Raw genomic sequence first — 18,919 nt, forward strand, 5'->3', positions numbered from 1 at the left:
TTGCCTTTGATTTGTGCTGAGTTACCAAAATTATTTGTGAGGCTAATCGGGAAAAACGAAGACTTTGAACAAGAGTGACTAAGTTCATCTCAAATTCGTAACCCTACTAGTAGTACAAAAGCTTAAAAATAAACCATCAGCCGCTCCTAGAAGCTTTCAGAAGCCTTATCTTTCTGACTGTAAGGATTATGTATTAGCAATAGGCGATCGCGCCTGAAAGCTGACAATCTTCGGTAAATTTGAGTAGACCTATTTTGGACAGAGAGCGTTGCATGAGCAACAAAAGTTTGAAATCACTAGATTTTGCAGAGCAACTGGAAAAGATTGCCACAGCAGTAAATGATGTAGCGAGGGACTGCCAAGGAGATCCACTCGCTCTGTTGAACTTGCTGCGGCAGTTGGAATATTTACATCGAGCAATTCGGGATGGTGCTTTCCAGGAAAGTCTGCCCGATAATCGCCAGCAACTTTACTCCCTGCTGAAAGATATTGAGTCTGAAGGTGGCTGGCCTTACATTGAGCGGATGAGGCTCCAGGCTTTTCTAGCAAATTTGCTACAAGAGGTGAGCGAAGAAAACAGCGATTAAAAAATTTGAGGAGCGATCGCTCTTGGTTTGCTCAACTGAAATTTTTACTGGTTGTGACTAATGCCATCACACAAAAAGCGATCGCGTTCTTCAACGTTGTGGTTGTGGTTGAGGTAATTGTCTGCCCAGTTACAACCACGCAGCAGTAGGTCTTCCAAATGCAAATTCCACAAAATGATTGTATTATCATCGCTTGCCGATGCTAATGTATGACCATCAGGACTAAAACTAACGCTTAAGACTGGAGCGCGATGTCCATTGAGGGTTTTAATTAACTTGCCGTCACGACTCCAAAGTTTGACTGTGCTATCCCAACTCGCAGCAGCTAGTAGTTCACCATTGGGGCTGAAAGTTACAGAATTGACACTATCGCTGTATCCCTTTAACAAGGTTTTTAACAAAGTACCATCGCGCCGCCATAATCTTACAGTGTTATCCCAACTAGCAGAAGCGATTAATTGGTCAGTAGGACTGAAACTGACACCCAATACCCAACTGTCATGGGGTGAAAAAGTTTTAAACAGGGTACCATCCCGCCGCCACAGTTTGACTGTTTGATCATCACTAGCAGAGGCGAGAAACTGACTATCAGGACTAAAATTAACGCTATTCACCCAACCTTGATGGCCTACCAAAGTTTTGAGTAAAGTACCATTACGGCTCCAAAGTTTAACTGTTTTATCTTTACTGGCTGATGCTAATATCTGGCCATCAGGACTAAAACTGACACTCATAACACTATCAGTATGTCCTTGTAAAGTTTTGAGTAAAGTACCATCACGCCGCCAAAGTTTTACCGTTTTGTCATAGCTTCCTGATGCCAGCAGTTCACCGGAGGGGTCAAAACTAACACTAGGAACTTTATCTGTATGCCCTAATAAAGTTTTGTAAAGTCGGGTTGTGACTTCGCCATTAATATTTTCTCTTTGCCAGAGTTTCACGGTGCGATCGCGGCTACCAGAAGCCAACATCTGCCCATCAGGACTCCAAGCCACACTCAAAACTCTATCCTGATGTCCCCGCAGAATTGGTAATGTTGGCGCATCTAAACTCCAGAGTTTGACGCTTTTGTCATAACTGCCTGATGCCAAGATTTTGTTATCTGGACTAAAAGCAACACTAGCAACAGCATCACTGTGGCCTCTAAAGGTTTTGAGTAATGTGCCATTACTACTCCAGAGGTTAACAGTATTATCATCGCTTCCTGACGCTAACTTTTGCCCATCACCGCTAAAACTGAGGCTCCAAATTGTACTGCTATGCTGCTCTAAATTTTTATAAACTTGAAAGTCAAAGTTATTTTCACTACTTTGCGATCGCTGCCACAATTTGACAATTTTATCTCTACCTGCGGACGCTATCATTTGACCATCAGGACTAAAACTAACCACAGTTACACCTTGCTGGTGTCCATAAAGTGTTTTGACTAAACTGCCATCTCGCCGCCAAATTTTGACTGTGCGATCATCACTAGCGGAAGCAATTAATTGTCCATCTGGGCTGAAGCTTACCCAATTCACCCACCTTTGATGACCTCTGAGGACTTTGAATAAAGTACCATCCTTACGCCAGAGCTTGATGGTGGCATCTTTATTGCCTGTAGCCAGTAACTCGCCATCGGGACTGTAACTCACGCAATAAACCCAGTCTTGGTTTATGAGAGTTTTGGATGGCTGTGAATTAAATTCACCAGTAGTTGGGTTTTTAGACCAAATTTGCACAGTTTTGTCGAGACTGGAAGATGCGAGACTTTGCCCATCCGGACTAAAACTCAGACTAGTGACTGACTCAGTATGACCTTTCAGGGTTTGTAGCAAAGTTCCGTCAGGTCGCCAAAGCTTCACAGTTTGATCCCGACTGCCTGATGCCAGTAATTTACCATCAGGACTAAAAGCGACACCCCAAACAATATCAGTGTGTCCTTCTAAACGATTTAACTCAGCTACCCCATAAACTACCTGTTGTAAGGCAGTCACTACACGCATTCGAGTTTCTGGTAATACTTCGTCTGCCTGTTTCAGTTTTCTCCATGCCCGTAAACCTTCTAAAAGGGCATCAAATTCTTTGTTGGAAGCAAATAAAGCTTCACTAGTTGCCGCGATCGCACTAATTTTTAAATTAGTTTCACTCCGTTCTGCCCGAATTGTTTGACGAATTGCGGCTCTTTTTTGTAAATCGGCTTGCCACCATAAGGCTGCTATGGTTCCACCCATAAGTGCCAAGACTACACCTGCTATGCGTGCTTCTCGCAACCGCCGTTGCAAAATTAAATTGAGATGTTCTTGAGAAAGCTTTTGTGCAACTTCTGCGCGTTTTTTTTCAGACTTGACTTTTTCGAGTTCAGCGACTATGCCATAGTTATTTCTTTGCCGAATTGGTTCTACTAAATAATCATGAACTAATTGATAGCGATCGCCTAACTCTTCCCGCAAACGCAATATCAAACCTGAGCCTACTAAAATCTCTAATATTAATTCCCAATCTGATTCTGAGTCAGAGTTTGTATAGATGTTTTTTTCTAAAGCAATGGCTAAATCAGATTTCGTCTTCAGAGGACGAAATCCTTTCTCATCAGTTAGTTCAAATAATAATTTCCAGCTTAAATCTTCATTTTCTGCTCCACAATCTTTGATAACTTCCTCTAGCCAGCGTTCGACTAATTTTGCTGAATAACCACAAATTTTGTATTGTTCTAGTGTAGTGATATTTTCAGCTTGAACCTGAACTCCAACTATTTGTAATTCTATCGGATTTACTTCTCCCGATTCTCCAGCTAAATCTTGTACTAGCTGATGAATTAATTCCTCACTCATCTCATAGTGAGAGCGTTTTGTAAAGCTATCAATAATTCCTTTAGTATCTTCTATCGAAAATTTTCCTAAAAAGTAACGAATATTCTTATCAAGAATATTTTTATTAATTACACCTAAATCATACAAATCATCATTGTTGTCCTTGCTTAAACGTTCAAACTCCAATAAATAATGTAAATAATCTTCTCTTAAAGAAATAATTATTTTTACATAGGGAATATTAAGACAGACACTAAAAAATTTGTAAAACTCTAATCTTTGACTAGAGTTGCTAGTAAAGAAAAATTCTTCAAACTGGTCAAAAATAATAACTATTATATAATTACATTCAGTTGTTAAACGTAGCTTTTCTAGCAGTATATTAGGTGTAAATTCTACAGCAATTGGCAATTCTGACTGTGCTAATGCTTGGTTGATACTGCGTCCTAAAGCTGTTATCCAATCTGTGTAGCCAGATATAACAATAGGTAAAGGAATTCGTTCACCAATAACTCTTCCCTTTAAAGCAGGTACTAAACCCGCTTTAATAGTTGAACTTTTACCAACTCCTGACTGTCCATGTATGACAGTTAATTTGTGATCTGCGCGGGTAATTCTTTCGATTAAACGATTGACATCATGTAGCCGCCCAGAAGCAGCAATTTCTTGAGCGATATCTTCAGGAATAAAGGGAATTTTTTCGGTTTCTAAAACAGGGTTAATTCTGTAACGTTTTGGCTGTAATTGACTCGCTCCAATAAAAACACGAAAGCCATATTGATGTTCTATTTGAACTTTTTCTTGCTTAAGACTGAAGGCTTCTGCATAATCATGGCGCTCAAAAAAGTAGAGCGATCGCAATTCTTCTAAAATTTCTAAATATAAAGATGGTTCATACTGTAGCTCACAAACTACTCTTGCCCATTCTAAATTACTAATTGCTTCTTCCCAATTACCTAAGTGTCTCTGAGTTCGAGCCAGCAATAAAAGATACCAACTTTCTTGTTGCCGAGAAACCTCTGTTGCTAATTCTGCAATGGAAAGTGCTATATTTGCTAATTCATGAGCCTGCAACCAGTTATTTTGTGACGCTGCTACATACGCCAGAAAACCGTAATCTTGTGCAACTTTGGCAGGGTTCCCATAAGTTTCATGTAGCTGCAAAGACTTTTGAGCTAATACTGCTAACTCTTCCCAATAATTTAAGCGTTGCAGCATTTCACAAGCAGGCAAAATAAATTTGGCAACTAAATCTTGCCTTTGCAATTGTTCTAAGAGGTTTAAACATTTCTGAAACCAAGCAAGCGCATGTTGACAATAGTTACTATTAGTAATTTGATGTAATTCTGCCATACGGCGATAACATAGACCCACATGAAATAATACTATTGCCTGCCTAATACGATAAGCATAATTGTGTTCTATTTTTTCTTCGGAAATTTCTATTTTTTGAATTGCTTCATTTTCTCTTTTGGCATCTCTCTGCCATAAACTTAAGCTTCTTTGATAGTGAGCTAATGCACTATTAATTTGATCATTAGCATATTTATCACGACCTAACACAAATTCTAAACTAGCTTCTAATCCTGGTTCTAGTTGAACACTATACAAACGGAATAAATCATTACGGGCAGACTCAATTTCATGACGATGTTGTGATTTAGGAGCTAAACTAAGAGCAGCATTCGATAAAAATTTTTCTGCACCTGCTTCTAAAAATTTGGCAAATAGTGATTCTGTCTCTTGACGTATCAAAGCAATTAAATCTTCTTTTGCCATTTCAAACTTAATGGTGGTAGCAGCCCAACTTTTAAAATCAGGTGCTAATTTAGTAAGCATTGTTGCTACTTCATCTTGTAGCCACAAAACCACCGGAAAAGGAAAAGTTGCTTTGTAAATATCTCTGGCCTGATTAATACTAGTTAATAAGTCTTCAAGAGCAAGAACTGACTCTATCCCAAAGACCATCACTGCTGATAGCAAAGAATCTGTAACTACACCAGGATGGTCTAAAGATAGTTTTGTAATAATTGTTGTGTGTAACGCTTTAGTTGATGGCTGAAGGTAAATTTCTTGTAGGTTTATATCTTTGGTAACAGAGCGGATATTTTCTAGCATTTGCTCTCGCAATTGACTGTAGTTACATCGCACGAGAATCAGAGCAAATTGACCTTTGGAGAGTTTAATTGAGCGAACTAATCTTTGCAGAGAGTGCTGATTATTATTAATGCTTTCTGGTGTAAGTTGACATTGTGTCATATTTAAAAATCAGGATCTAAACTAAATACAAGAAATTGCTCATGATAAATAAGTCATTAGTCAAGTGAAGATGGACTAATGACTGATGCTAATAGTTATTGACTCGCTCAGAGCTATTACCTTTTTTGCTGCCAAGCAAGTACTTTTTCTGTCTCTGCTAATGCCGGACTAATACCAAACCAACGACCCAAAGGATCGCGGTATTCAAACAGATACATACTTCGTAGCAAGCTTTGATACTCAGACTCACCTTTCACGCTCTGCTGTTGCACTACCTCAAATAATAATTCCCACTGATATTCATCAATAGCTAATAGCAAGTCATCTCGATAGTCTTTAATTACTGCTTCTAAACATTCCCCAGAAAAAGGAGGGTCTTGCCGTTGCAGACAGCTATAAAGCAAACCTAATAAGTTACGGATGTGGCCGCCGCTAACACGACATAGACGGTCGAGGGTTTCAGGTTGCTCAAATAATTCTGTGATTAATGACAGTCTTTCGTTATAAGAAACTTCTGGAAATGCTCTGGCTAAGACTAACTGGCGCAGTAGTAACATACCTGGTTCGTAGTCACTGCCATCTCTTTGCTTGACTCGTACCATCGGTAATACTTTAGGTGCAATACCTCCACCTAAACGGTTTTTGAGCGTTTCATACTCATTAGAAAAAATTAACGCTAGGGGGATAGTGTAAACTACATGACATTTGAGTCGGCGTAATTGTTCGCCTCGGTCTATGAATAAATATTCTGGTTGTGTCCGCCCAGATGCCAAGGGACGCATATCGACTCGATCTAAATTGTCAACAATGACAACTAGACCTTTTTGACCTCTGAGTTTAAGTTGTTCTACAGCTTTTTCTAAAACCTCTTCGTTAATTGCTTGCAAAATACTATTAGTACGTGGTTCTAAATATTGTCTGAGTTGATTTCGTATTTGGGCGCTATCTTTGGTTTTAGCTGTAATTTTAGCAATACCTAAAGACAATTCTGCTTGTCCAGAAAGTTCTATGGGGCTTTGCAAAAAATCACCAATTTCTTTGAAGAGATTGATAAAGTAATGGGGTTTAATTTTGATATTAATTGCTTCTAAACTAACGCTGACTTGACGAGCTACACTCAGCAAAATATCACTGACATCTATATCGGCCATGTCCAAGTCTTGACTAGACTCAAAGTAAACCACATGAAATCCTACGGCTTCTAGTTCTGCTTTGAGGCGTTGTAATTCCGTAGACTTTCCACAACCAATATGACCTGTAAATAACTGGCAGGTAGGTTCATCCGGAGAAATACGGCTGATTGTACGTTGCAATTCTTCCACAATTTTGCAGCCACGTACATTAGCGAAATCTATATAGTACTGCTGATCAAGCCGATCGCTCATGTTGAGCGCATAACTAGGGTTACATGCTTTATAAAAGCGTGACAAATACTCTGTATTGATCATTTAGATGTAGATGCAGTTGTAGATACTGTGTTGTTTGTCTATTTGTACACCAAGTATCTTTAGAAAGTTATATAGCTATTTTGTTACTTACCTTACGTTTGGAATTGGTGGTAAGCAGGATTTGGTAGATTTTTGCTACCAGTAACTATAAAACAATACTAGAGATACTATTGTCCCTGATACTTTCAGTATATCTGCCTTTTTGCCGGATGTTATTAGCTTTTGACAATCTTTAAGCTTCTACTTGACTGAAAATCACCTTATATGCAGTTGTGGCTATAGTCAAAAAAATTACTAATAATTAGAAACAGTATTTGTATTTATTTAACAAAGTTTTTTAAGCAGTTTCACTTAACTTAAGTTAGAGTTGGTTTCAAATCCAACGGCTATTCAAATTGTTGCCTTCTTTGAAAAATGTTTCTTACCTCTGCGATGTTTACAAATTAAATAAGATTGCTATAATGTCGGACTCAAGATTGTGTTTTGTCATTTAAGTTATTTGTGGATAATTAAGATTGCTTTTGCTGCAAAACATCTGTATTGCTAAAAATTAGCTAGATTTTTTGACAATTAATGCGATCTGCATCGTATAACTTCTTTACAGTAGTTATACATTACGTATACACGTTGTGATATTTTTGTCAATATTTATTCTCTTGCCTAGTTGGTAGGCGATCGCTTTGACTTAAATTCACCAGACTATACTTGAGGGCAACTCGAAACTGCAAAATATCACAGGCAAAATTTCTCATACCTAAGTTTTGCTGTTGTTGCTGTAAGGTGGTACTAAAATTCAAAGAGAGTTCAACACAAAGCGACTTGTACAGTCCTAATAATCAAGGGGTTGATTTTCTTAACTAACTTTGTAAGCCGAGTCAAAAATATAGATGGCAACTAACAAGAGGTGTGAATGGCAGGTATCGTATCAGTTTCTCAGACAGATTTAGCCCAGCGCCGCAGAAAATTACGTCGGCAGCGGCAAATGAAAATTATTCAAGCTATTTGGCGAACCATTGCCATTAGTGGTTTGGCTGGTGGTTCGCTTTGGGTAGCGCTACAACCTGTATGGGTACTCAATGATCCCAAACAAATTGTAATCAAATCAGGTAATCAAGTTCTCCCAGAGACAGCAATTAAGTCCATGCTGAAGCTATCTTATCCGCAATCTTTATGGAAAATTGAACCTGGAGCGATCGCTGACTCGTTGAAAAAACAACCGACAATTGCTCAAGCAACTGTTAATCGTCGCCTGTTTCCTCCTGGATTAATTATAGAAATCCAAGAACGATTACCTGTGGCAATAGCTCAAAGACTTCCAGAAGCCAATAATCCGGGTAAAAATAAACAGTCCTCTACTGGTTTACTCGATGCTAGTGGTGTTTGGATACCTTTGGAAAAATATACATTAGTGAACCCTAGGTTGAAATTACCAAGTCTGAAAGTTAGTGGTACACCAGAACAATACGGAAGATATTGGAGTCAGCTTTATCCCTTACTAGCTCAAAGTTCTGTGAAAATCATGGAAGTTGATTTTCAAGATTTAACGAATTTAATCCTGAAAACCGAAATTGGAAATGTACATTTTGGTACTCCCAGTTCACTATTACCAGAACAAATCAAGGTACTTACGCAAATGCGACATTTACCTGCAAAAATTAATCCTAGTCAAATAGAATATATTGACCTCAAAAATCCTAACTCTCCAATAGTACATATGATCCAAAAAAGCCCAAAAGCTAACGCTCAAATTCCCTAAGCAACGATTTCTATTAATTTATATGTATAAAATTTTCTCGGTAAATCAAAAAATTTGATGTTAATAGATAAATATATAAGTTTATTTATAATTTTCTGTTTTTTTACAAGATACTCAAAAGATTAACGTGAACTTTTAATTAGATAGAATAGGAGACTTAATTATCAAGTCTCCTTTGAGACTATAAACCCAAATTTTTCCTTCCCTCTAAAATCTAGTCATTGGTAAGGAGAAGATAAATTTTAGATTTCAGGTTGCAATTATCGCCAATGGTTAAATCTATCAACTATATTATTAAAGCAGACAAGACACGATGTATCGCGTCTTTACCTGTTATGCTATTTGCTCAATTATATGAGCTTACTGTGCTTTGTAATCTCATTCAGGGTAGATTTTATAACGTAAAAATAGACAATACTACATATGATAGAAGTAAAATTAACCCTAATTTTAAGTATTATTTAGTATTAAGAAATCATAAAATTTACTCATTAAAGTCAAGACAAGCAACAGTTAACACACAAAAAACCATCACAGGTAGTTGTAAAATTAGTGACCAACTTAAATCATCAACAAAAATAATGGGAGGTCATTCAGTATGCCAAATGTATACTGTGCCAAATCGGCAACATAGTAGTAAAGCTATTAATAGCTGTTTGAAGTTAGACAGATCAACTTTAGGTAAATATAGGTATACTTCTCTAGAATTAGCTATGAGTTCGGCTGGTTTCATAGTAAACTTTCGCACTAACAATCTTGTTAAGGTTGGAAGTCGTAATCACAATTAAGAGCAGTACCTATAGATTTTGGCAGTGTCAAACTATAGTTGATTCTGAGGTGAATAACACCTGGAAAAGTCGTTTATCTACCTTTCACAAATCCAATGACGCTTGATAATAACCAAGGGCTTACCTATAAAAACTCCCAATCTGTGGGACAGCCAGGATTCTCACTGGCAGTAAACTCAAATAATCCCTTTAATCATTCTGGGTTGAACTTTGCACAAAGCCAAGACAGTAAAAAAATCTCAGTAGAAAACAGTCGCATTGGCGAGATTGTTCCAGGTAGAGTTGCCAACATCAAAGTAATTGGTGTTGGTGGTGGTGGTGGCAACGCCGTTAACCGTATGATCGAGTCTGATGTAAGTGGAGTGGAGTTTTGGTCAATTAATACAGATGCGCAAGCTTTGACTCTAGCAGGAGCGCCAAGTCGGTTGCAAATTGGACAAAAGTTAACAAGAGGTTTAGGCGCAGGTGGTAATCCTGCCATTGGTCAAAAGGCAGCTGAAGAATCACGAGATGAAATTGCCACAGCCTTAGAAGGTGCTGATTTAGTATTTATTACTGCTGGTATGGGAGGCGGAACTGGAACAGGTGCAGCTCCCATCGTTGCAGAAGTGGCAAAAGAAATGGGCGCTCTGACAGTTGGTGTGGTAACACGTCCATTTGTGTTTGAGGGTCGTCGCCGTACTAGCCAAGCAGAGCAAGGCATTGAAGGACTGAAAAGTCGGGTAGATACACTAATTATTATCCCCAATAACAAACTATTAGAAGTGATCCCGGAGCAGACACCTGTACAGGAAGCTTTTCGCTATGCAGATGATGTGCTGCGTCAAGGGGTACAAGGCATTTCCGATATCATCACAATTCCTGGTTTAGTCAATGTTGACTTTGCAGATGTGCGAGCCGTGATGGCAGACGCGGGATCAGCACTGATGGGGATCGGTATTAGCTCAGGAAAATCACGCGCCAGGGAAGCTGCGATCGCAGCGATTTCTTCACCTTTACTAGAATCTTCTATTGAAGGAGCAAGAGGAGTCGTCTTTAACATTACTGGTGGTAGTGACCTCACCCTACATGAAGTAAATGCAGCAGCAGAAACAATTTATGAGGTAGTTGATCCCAACGCCAATATTATTTTTGGAGCAGTAATTGATGACCGACTGCAAGGTGAGGTCAGAATTACCGTGATTGCTACTGGGTTTACAGGCGAAGCCCAAACAGCACCACCACAAAATGCCAGTAATCCTCGCGTAGCACCCGCACCAAAAAAACCAGCTGCACAAACACCAGCAGCTAATCCATCAACACCAGTCACAGAACCAAAAGAAAAACCAGGCTTAGATATTCCTGATTTTCTGCAAAGACGACGTACTCCACCACGTAATTGAAAAATCTTGGATTTGAGATATTAGATAAAGTTTGCAGTTTCAGATCAGACTGAGTGCTGTATAAAATTTGCTAATTCCTGAGTTTCACAAGGGACAGAAGAAAAAATTCTGTTACCATTTTTGATTTGGCTAATTGGCAAAAAACTCGTTCAGGCTACTCATACCATTTTGGATTTTAGATTTTGGATTGTAAAACAGTTGTTGTATAAACTTTTGCGCAATCCATCTGTAGCCATTACAGACTAAATGTATTTGGGCAAAAGTCAGCAGACTCAAGTGTCCCAATTTGTATTTAGAAAAAATAGTAAGGCAGAAAATTGTGAGCGGGATAACGGCTTATTCAATATGATTAGCACCTGTCCTAAAAGCAAAAAGCCTTACCTGACAGGTGCGATCGCTAAAATTCTGCTCTTGATTCCAGAGTTACTGAACAGTAAATCACCAAGGCTAACCGTGAAATACTCAAAATAATTGCAATTATTTTATTTTTTAGATTCTAGAGTCTGTTCCACCCATTGAATTACCTGATGACCTAAACGAGTACCATTGAGTCTATCGATTTCCCTAATTCCTGTAGGACTGGTGACATTGACTTCCGTCAGATAGCCACCAATTACATCAATACCCACAAAAATTAAGCCATCTTGGCGTAATTTGTCAGCTAATAGCGTGCAGATTTCATGTTCTCTGGGAGTAATCTCAGTTTCAGCAACTGTACCACCAGCTGCCATATTGTTGCGAAAATCATTTCCACTAGAAAGACGATTTAAAGCACCAATCGGTTCACCATTGAGTAAGATAATTCGCTTATCTCCCTCCTTCGCCTCTGGTAGATAGGTTTGCACCATCACAGGTAATCGACCTTGATGAGTGCTAAGTTCGACTATAGAGTTAAAGTTGCGATCGCCGGCTTGTAAAAATAAAATCCCTTCCCCAGCTTTATTACCCAGTGGTTTGAGAACCGTTGCTCCTTTTGCTTCGACAAATTGACGGATAAACTGCTTATCGGCACTGACAATAGTTTCTGGAATTGCTTCACTAAATTGGAGAGCATACATTTTTTCGTTTGCCCCCCTGATACCATTAGGATCATTAATCACTAAAGTTTTATTTTGGTCAACGTAATCCAGAATATAGGTAGCAAACAGGTAAGAATCGTTGACTGGTGGATCTGTCCGCATAAATACGGCATCCATTGTTTCTAGATTCATGAATGAGCGATCGCTCAACTTAAACCAAGGATTCGCTGCTACCCAACGTCCCTCCAGCAACTGTATCGGTACTAGTTCCACCTGTTGCAGGATAGCCCAAGCCTTACCTTCTACCACACTCAGCCAGTTTGCTTGAGTTATCCAAATTTCATGACCTAAAGTTTGTGCTGCTTCCATCAGAGCAACACTGGTATCATGACACGGGTCAAGCTGATGGATGGGATCAATAATAAAAGCCAGTTTCACGCTGTTTGCCTCAATCGCCAGGAAATTCTAAGTTACTCAATTTAGATTATCTCCTGATGATTTAACTGACTCACAAACCTTGCCAGTAGATTTCAATACTTACTCAATTTAAACATTACTGTCAGCAGCTAATAGCTCATCCAGCTTACCTTGACGTTCTAGGGCGTGGATATCGTCACAACCACCAACATGGTGGTCATTGATAAAAATTTGAGGTACAGAACGTCTACCGTTTGCTCTTTGAGCCATTTTATCCCTTGCGGCTTCGTCACCATCAACGCTGTATTCGATGAAGTCAACACCCTTATTTGTCAGCAAATTTTTAGCACGGATGCAAAATGGGCAAGTTCTCCAAGTGTAAATCTCTACTTTCGCAGCCATAATGTACTCAATTGTGTTTTATACTCCTTAATTCTAAAACTTTGTCATCTGTTCTAGTAGCAATAACTTTGTTTGTAGCAAAAAGTAAATCTATACAAATGTTGATATTTAGGAATGTCTTTGATTTAATCAGTCAATTCTTACCCTAAAAAAAATTGGGCAAGAAGTGTTTGGTCGCTTCTCAACCCATATTTAACTAATATGAGAACTCAACAGTTTTGCTTAAGCTTGCAAGTTGTCCTCTTTGTTTTTCTTCTTCAGCCTGAAAGTACTCAGACCAAATAAGCTTAAAGCTGCGAGTGTGCTAGGCTCAGGTACTTTCTTAGGTTGCGGTTGAGAGGTAGGTGGTTCATAGTACGTTGTAGGAGATGGTGCTGGTGCTGGCGCTGGTGCTGGCGCTGGTGCTGGTGCTGGTGCTGGTGCTGGTGCTGGTGCTGGCGCTGGTGCTGGTGCTGGCGCTGGTGCGGGCGCTGGTGCTGGTGCTGGTGCTGGCGCTGGTGCTGGTGCTGGCGCTGGTGCTGGTGCTGGCGCTGGTGCTGGTGCTGGTGCTGGTGCTGGCGCTGGTGCTGGTGCTGGTGCTGGCGCTGGTGCTGGTGCTGGTGCTGGTGCTGGTGCTGGCGCTGGTGCAGGCGCTGGTGCAGGCGCTGGCGCTGGTGCAGGCGCGGGAGTCGCACTAACTAATGTCCCAGCAAGGCTAGGTTCGTTTAAAGCTGTCCCGTACTGGAAGCGAATGTTGCCAATCTTGGTTACATCAAAAGCATCGGGTAGACCAGATAAAACGAAAGTTGCAAAGCCTTGGACAAAAGTCCCATTTTTCACGGCTGGATTGGAACTATCGTAACCATTAATGATGCCGTAATTAAATTGCTGTCCGCCACCGCCTTGAAAAATACCTAATCCAGCAGTACCTATACCGTAGTTTTGGGTGATTCCGGGTAGATCTGATGTCCCGTTACCAGTATTTGGCAATTTCCATTCATTAAGACTCAGTAGATTAACATTACTTGTGGTTGTAGCGCCAAAGTTAGAAGTTACAGTTGGAGCGACAGCTGAAACCAACGACAAGTTTTTTAGAGGAGACCCATCATAGTCCCAGAATACCGCCGTCAAAATATCAGAAGGTACTGTGGCACCTGGCCCTGTGTTTTTTAGGGTAATTGTCAATTTCCCAGGGTTTAGGCTGTCATCAAAGAGGACTGATGCTCCTAGAGCATTAGTAGTTCCACCTGATGCGGTGTTGGTTCCTGTTGCTGAAAAACTGATAGATGCTGCATTTGCCTGAGACATTTGCCCAGCCATAACCACAGCTAATGAAGATAAGCCACAGGTTATATAACCTATTATTTTTGGTGAATTCATTTGAGCCACTTCTGTAAAACTCCTTTTTGCTTGTAAAAAGCATCAAAAAACGCATTGCAGCATAAAATCTCCCTTCAAAATGAAGATTTGAAGTTGTTACAAACTGAGTCTATAAATAGCCTTTTAACAGCCAGCCTGTTTTAACAAATCAAATTATTAATTAAGCTTCTGCTAACTCACTTAGTTTGTATAACTGCAATTTCTACTTGCAAGGGAGTTCAATCTGGGATGCACTTGATAGGAATCTCTGAAACTTTTTTTACTTCTCAGTGATTAATAAATATAATTTGCCACAGAAAATTATCAGTAGTCTATAGTTTATCTGGATTTTTATAAGAACTTTAATCTAAAGCATTAAGATAAGAGTTTTTATCTATTTATATAGATATTATGTGATTGTAACTAAAAAATAGGTAAGTATTTTCCTGTAAAAATACATTGAATTTTTAAGTTCTTCTTTACAAACATAAAAAGTGAGGCGATCGCCTCACTTTCAGACAGTTTAACTGAATTGCATAACGACCCTAGGATACCGCTCGACGTACCCAACCATTGATAGTAAAGCGGCTATCTGCAAATGCTTTTGATGGACAGTGTACAGGTAGAACTTCGTGCATATATCGGCTAAAGAAAAATACAATACTGTTATTGCGCGGTTCAATAGTTTTAAAGGTTTCTGCTTTTACATAAAAGTTATTGTCAACTTTACTGTCGTATATTAATAACTCTCCTCCTGAAAATCGCTTGGGTTCTCGATTGAAGTAATAAACATATGTTAGTTCTCTTGTAGCTGTATCTGGGCTGCCATTATCGTTATGAATTTTGTAATAATTTCCATCATTATGAGATGTCAGTTGGCTTTCAATTTGAGATATGGGAAATGATGTCATTCCTAATTTGCTCATGACATCAGGCATAATATTCTGGATTTTATTCACAATAAGTTCAGCAAACTCAGGAAAAGAGTACAGAACCATTGAGCGACGATAATTTTTATCATTGGTAGAAGTACTAGTAGAGACAAAATTTGATTTGTTTGCTAGTACATATTTGATGAGTCGCTCATGTTCATTGGGTGAGAAAAAATTATCTATTTGTACATAATGAGAATTCAAAATATCATTGGCTACAGGTTGTATATTTTCAGTTTGCTGTATCCAAAGAGGTGGTTCTGTGACTAACCCAACAAGATTTTCACTAGCAAAGCATAAGGCAGAATTTCCCTCATTAATGGGAATTTGAAATAAACAGTGACTTGCAGATTCTTGTTTATAAGCACGAGCCACAACAGTTGTTAACAGACTATGCAGTACAGGGTCATCGGGATTCAAATAAACTGTGTACTGATGTCCTCCTGCTAAAAGAAGCTGAACTTTGACTTTTTTAGGTTCTAATTGTTGGGAATTTGTTGACATAAAGTTTAGTGGCTAGAATGGCGATCGCAGGGAAAGTTGGTAAAAATTAACCTAGAAAGTTAGTACAAGTACAACTTAAAAGCAAATAGTCTCAGCATTAGTCTGAGTGAATTCTGGAGTTACTTCCTATATCAAGTAAAAGAATAAAAATACCCAGTAGCTATTGGTTCTAGCATGTTTTTGATCATACTGTCATTCAGAAAATACCACAGTAACTACTAAAGCTGGCATATAGTGGCAATCTAGAAAAATTAAAGCCGTAGTTACATTAACCACGGCACTGTACATCAAATATTCACAATTTATTTTCGGTATTTACCGAGAGTCCACAGCGTATTGAATTAACTGGCTAAGACGCAAACGCAAGGTTTCTAAGCCTAAGCGTTCACTTGCCGAAATGAACACAGCTAAAGGAAATTCTTCCCGCGCTATAGCTAATATCTCGCTGTCTACTTGGTCGATTTTGTTAAAAGCAACCAATGCCGGGCCAGGAGTCACGGGCATGGCTGCGAGAATTTCTCGAACTGAGCGAATGTGACTTAACCAAGCAGGATGAGACAAATCTACTAAATGTAGTAAAGCATCGGCTTCTGTGACTTCTTCTAAAGTGGCACGGAAGGCATCCATCAAGGATGCAGGTAGTTCGTGAATGAACCCTACAGTATCTGTAATCAGAATTTCTTGGGGTTCATTAGTGTCAGCATGGGGAATTACCAAGCGACGTGTGGTCGGGTCAAGGGTGGCAAATAGCTGGTCAGCAGTATAGACTTCAGCGTTAGTCAGGGCATTGAGTAAGGTGGATTTGCCAGCGTTGGTGTAACCAACCAAAGCCACTGAAGGAACTTCCCGATGTTGCCGTCGTTGCCGTAAGCGCGAACGATGGGCTTGCAACTGGTTGACTTCTTGTTGCAGTCGGGAAATTCGCCGCTGAATAGCCCGGCGTTCTGTTTCTAGTTTGGTTTCACCAGGGCCGCGAGTACCGATACCACCACCCAACCGTGACATTGCTTGCCCTCTACCAGTTAGTCGCGGCAGCATATATTCTAGCTGTGCTAGTTCTACTTGCAATTTACCAGCGCGGGATTGGGCCCGTTGGGCAAAGATATCCAAAATTACTTCTGTGCGGTCAACTACCCGAATACCAATTTGCGCTTCTAAGTTGCGGACTTGGGCTGGTGAGAGGTCACGGTCGAAGACAACGAGATTACATCCTAAGGTTTGGGCTGTCAAGGCGACTTCTTGCACCTTACCTTCACCGATGACTGTTTGGGGATGAATGCGCGATCGCTTTTGTTGTACTGTTTGCAGTACATCACCGCCAGCAGTATCTACCAAACGTCCCAATTCCGCTATGGTGTCTTGGAATTGTTGGGGAGTCAATTCATCTGTCATTACTCCCACAATTAGCACGCGATCGTGGTCAGCATCTACTTCCTGGGCAACGAATTCTCTGCGGAATTCTTCTTCCAGTCCTTCCACCAAATCGATGAAGTCCTGTTCTGCCAGCATATCCAAGCTCATAGGTGGGGAAACGCTGGAGTAGATTGCCGAGTTTTGAGTACCGAGTGCTGAGTTTTGAGCTGCTACTAGTTGTTTGGTATCTGATACTAAATGAGCTAAATAAGCTTCTTTGACATAACCTGTAGCGCCACCACCACGCCGGGTAAATCCTGTCCCAGTGATATTCAGCATCACCAACGCGTCTAACCGTTGCATTGCCATAGCTGTCAGCGCTACCTCATTGGGTGGTTCTGATTTGAGATGGGTGGCAATACAGCGAATACCGCTGAGACGTTCTGCACCGTAACGGGGCAGTTCTAGCGGTGGGATTTGCGTCTGACGCGGTGTGCCTACCCCAACACGAATCACTTGTCCGCGACGGTTGAGATAGGCACACACGGGTTGATTGATTTCTGTGCTGATAGCTGCCAGACGCTGAGAAAATTCAGGCGTTGTGATGCGATCGCCTGGTATACGCTGGTGGTACAGCCGCTGTAGTTGTTTCAGCTGGCTGGATTTTAAACCTTGGAGATTTCCGAAGATAGTCTCTATAGGCGTTTATGACCAGTTAACTGGCCCTCCGAATCCGTCTATTGTCTATTTTACAACAGTTACTAGGCTACAAGCTCTGTCCTCTGGGGGGTGCGTAGCTGAGTGAAAGCGATCGCTACTAATTACTTTGATACAGTCTAATATATTTGAAGTTATTCGCATCAAACAAAGTTATTCCTACATCTCTTTGAGATTGAATCTGTGTGCATTTCGCCAATGATTCACTGCTTTTTGCAATTCTTCTGACAACCAGCTATCAAATTGCGGATACACAGGTAAACGCGGCACTAATTCCCAACCCGCAGGTTGTAAAATTTTCCGCAGTTCTTGTTCCTGAATATGAGGATAATCGGGATTTACTTCATCTTTTGGCCCTATCCCGCCTAAATCTCTCGCACCTGCTTCGATACAAGCGAGTAACCATTGCTCATCTTTAACTAAATTTGGCGGAATTTGAATTGTAATCTCTGGCGGTAAAATTTGACGTGCTTTGGTAATAACTGCTGGTAACTGATGGGGGTCAAATTTTGGTGCGTCGAAAGTTTGCTGATTTCCCGGACTGTGAGGTTGCAAAATTACTTCTTGAATGTGATGGTGGCGTTGATGAATATTAGATATGGCTTCTAAGGTTTTCCACCAATCATCTGCGGTTTCGCCAATTCCTAAAAGTAAACCTGTGGTGAAGGGAATTTGCAATTCTCCCGCCCATTGTAGTTGTTGCAGTCTGAGTTCTGGAATTTTACTCGGTGCATGGCGATGTACAGTCTCTAATAATGCTGGCGTTAACTGCTCCAGCATCAAACCCATTGATACATTGACATTTTTCAGCTTTTGCATTTCCGTAAAACTCAGCGGCCCCGCATTTGTGTGCGGTAAAAAACCCATCGCCAATGCTAATTCGCACAAATCATAAATCCGCTGAAACCAAGCCTGACGCTGTGGCGAATTGGGGTGTACCTCACCACTGAGGATGAGAATTTCACAAACTTTCTCATTTTGGAGTTTTTTAAAGATATCTTCTGCTACGGCTAAGGTTAGCCAAGGACTTTCACCAATGTCAGTGCGAAAGTTGCAGTAGGTGCAGCGGTTGAAGCACTCGTAGGTGGGAACGATTGTGTAAGCAGGGCTGTAGGTGACGGTGGGAGAAGTAACAACTGCCATAGGTCTGAATGCTTTAAAGTTAATTGTAAATATTTCTAAAGGTAATAAAGCGTAAGGATAAGCGCTGTAATAACTACTGAAA

At 40.2% G+C, this 18,919-nt stretch carries 11 protein-coding genes and 2 pseudogenes; 3 read left to right on the forward strand and 10 right to left on the reverse strand.

All coding sequences use genetic code 11. From position 1 onward, the window contains the following. The first annotated feature begins 272 nt into the window (after positions 1-272). Positions 273-587 carry a hypothetical protein gene (locus tag ACMX3D_RS06840; protein WP_482750685.1) on the forward strand — a complete coding sequence of 105 codons (315 nt, stop codon included), beginning with the start codon at positions 273-275 and terminating at the stop codon, positions 585-587. Positions 588-631: 44 nt separating this feature from the next. On the opposite strand, the gene ACMX3D_RS06845 is transcribed toward ACMX3D_RS06840, so the two are convergent. The 3 genes from ACMX3D_RS06845 to ACMX3D_RS06855 form a co-directional block, all read right to left on the reverse strand. After that, entirely contained in the window at positions 632-5,638 is a 5,007-nt protein-coding gene (locus tag ACMX3D_RS06845; RefSeq protein WP_482750686.1) for a WD40 domain-containing protein, read from the reverse strand. 116 nt (positions 5,639-5,754) lie between these two features. Next, positions 5,755-7,086 (reverse strand): P-loop NTPase fold protein, encoded by a 1,332-nt coding sequence (locus ACMX3D_RS06850; protein WP_482750687.1) that lies wholly within the window; start codon positions 7,084-7,086, stop codon positions 5,755-5,757. Between the two features lie 641 nt (positions 7,087-7,727). Continuing rightward, complete coding sequence (locus ACMX3D_RS06855; RefSeq protein WP_482750688.1) at positions 7,728-7,883, reverse strand: hypothetical protein; 156 nt, start codon at positions 7,881-7,883, stop codon at positions 7,728-7,730. Between the two features lie 113 nt (positions 7,884-7,996). Here ACMX3D_RS06855 and ACMX3D_RS06860 point away from each other — a divergent pair, with 113 nt between their 5' ends. Both ACMX3D_RS06860 and ftsZ read left to right on the forward strand, forming a co-directional pair. Then, positions 7,997-8,842: a cell division protein FtsQ/DivIB gene (locus tag ACMX3D_RS06860; RefSeq protein WP_482750689.1), complete on the forward strand. Its 846-nt coding sequence runs from the start codon at positions 7,997-7,999 to the stop codon at positions 8,840-8,842. Positions 8,843-9,725: 883 nt separating this feature from the next. After that, entirely contained in the window at positions 9,726-11,012 is a 1,287-nt protein-coding gene (gene ftsZ, locus ACMX3D_RS06865; RefSeq protein ID WP_482750690.1) for a cell division protein FtsZ, read from the forward strand. A 482-nt stretch (positions 11,013-11,494) separates the two neighbouring features. On the opposite strand, the gene gshB is transcribed toward ftsZ, so the two are convergent. The 7 genes and pseudogenes from gshB to cofG form a co-directional block, all read right to left on the reverse strand. Further along, positions 11,495-12,469: a glutathione synthase gene (gshB, locus tag ACMX3D_RS06870; protein ID WP_482750691.1), complete on the reverse strand. Its 975-nt coding sequence runs from the start codon at positions 12,467-12,469 to the stop codon at positions 11,495-11,497. A gap of 108 nt (positions 12,470-12,577) precedes the next feature. Continuing rightward, positions 12,578-12,850: a glutaredoxin 3 gene (gene grxC / locus ACMX3D_RS06875; RefSeq protein ID WP_482750692.1), complete on the reverse strand. Its 273-nt coding sequence runs from the start codon at positions 12,848-12,850 to the stop codon at positions 12,578-12,580. 222 nt (positions 12,851-13,072) lie between these two features. After that, positions 13,073-13,162: pseudogene (locus ACMX3D_RS06880) on the reverse strand (PEP-CTERM sorting domain-containing protein); the annotation flags it as partial. A gap of 306 nt (positions 13,163-13,468) precedes the next feature. After that, positions 13,469-14,218, reverse strand: a pseudogene (locus ACMX3D_RS06885) (XDD4 family exosortase-dependent surface protein); the annotation flags it as partial. 515 nt (positions 14,219-14,733) lie between these two features. Further along, positions 14,734-15,624 (reverse strand): 2OG-Fe(II) oxygenase, encoded by an 891-nt coding sequence (locus ACMX3D_RS06890; protein WP_482750693.1) that lies wholly within the window; start codon positions 15,622-15,624, stop codon positions 14,734-14,736. A gap of 315 nt (positions 15,625-15,939) precedes the next feature. After that, a complete protein-coding gene (gene hflX, locus ACMX3D_RS06895; RefSeq protein WP_482752291.1) occupies positions 15,940-17,676 on the reverse strand; it encodes a GTPase HflX in 1,737 nt (578 codons plus the stop codon). Positions 17,677-17,853: 177 nt separating this feature from the next. Continuing rightward, complete coding sequence (gene cofG / locus ACMX3D_RS06900; RefSeq protein WP_482750694.1) at positions 17,854-18,837, reverse strand: 7,8-didemethyl-8-hydroxy-5-deazariboflavin synthase subunit CofG; 984 nt, start codon at positions 18,835-18,837, stop codon at positions 17,854-17,856. Positions 18,838-18,919: the final 82 nt, after the last annotated feature.

This window comes from Anabaena sp. TISTR 8404 (genome assembly GCF_056847745.1).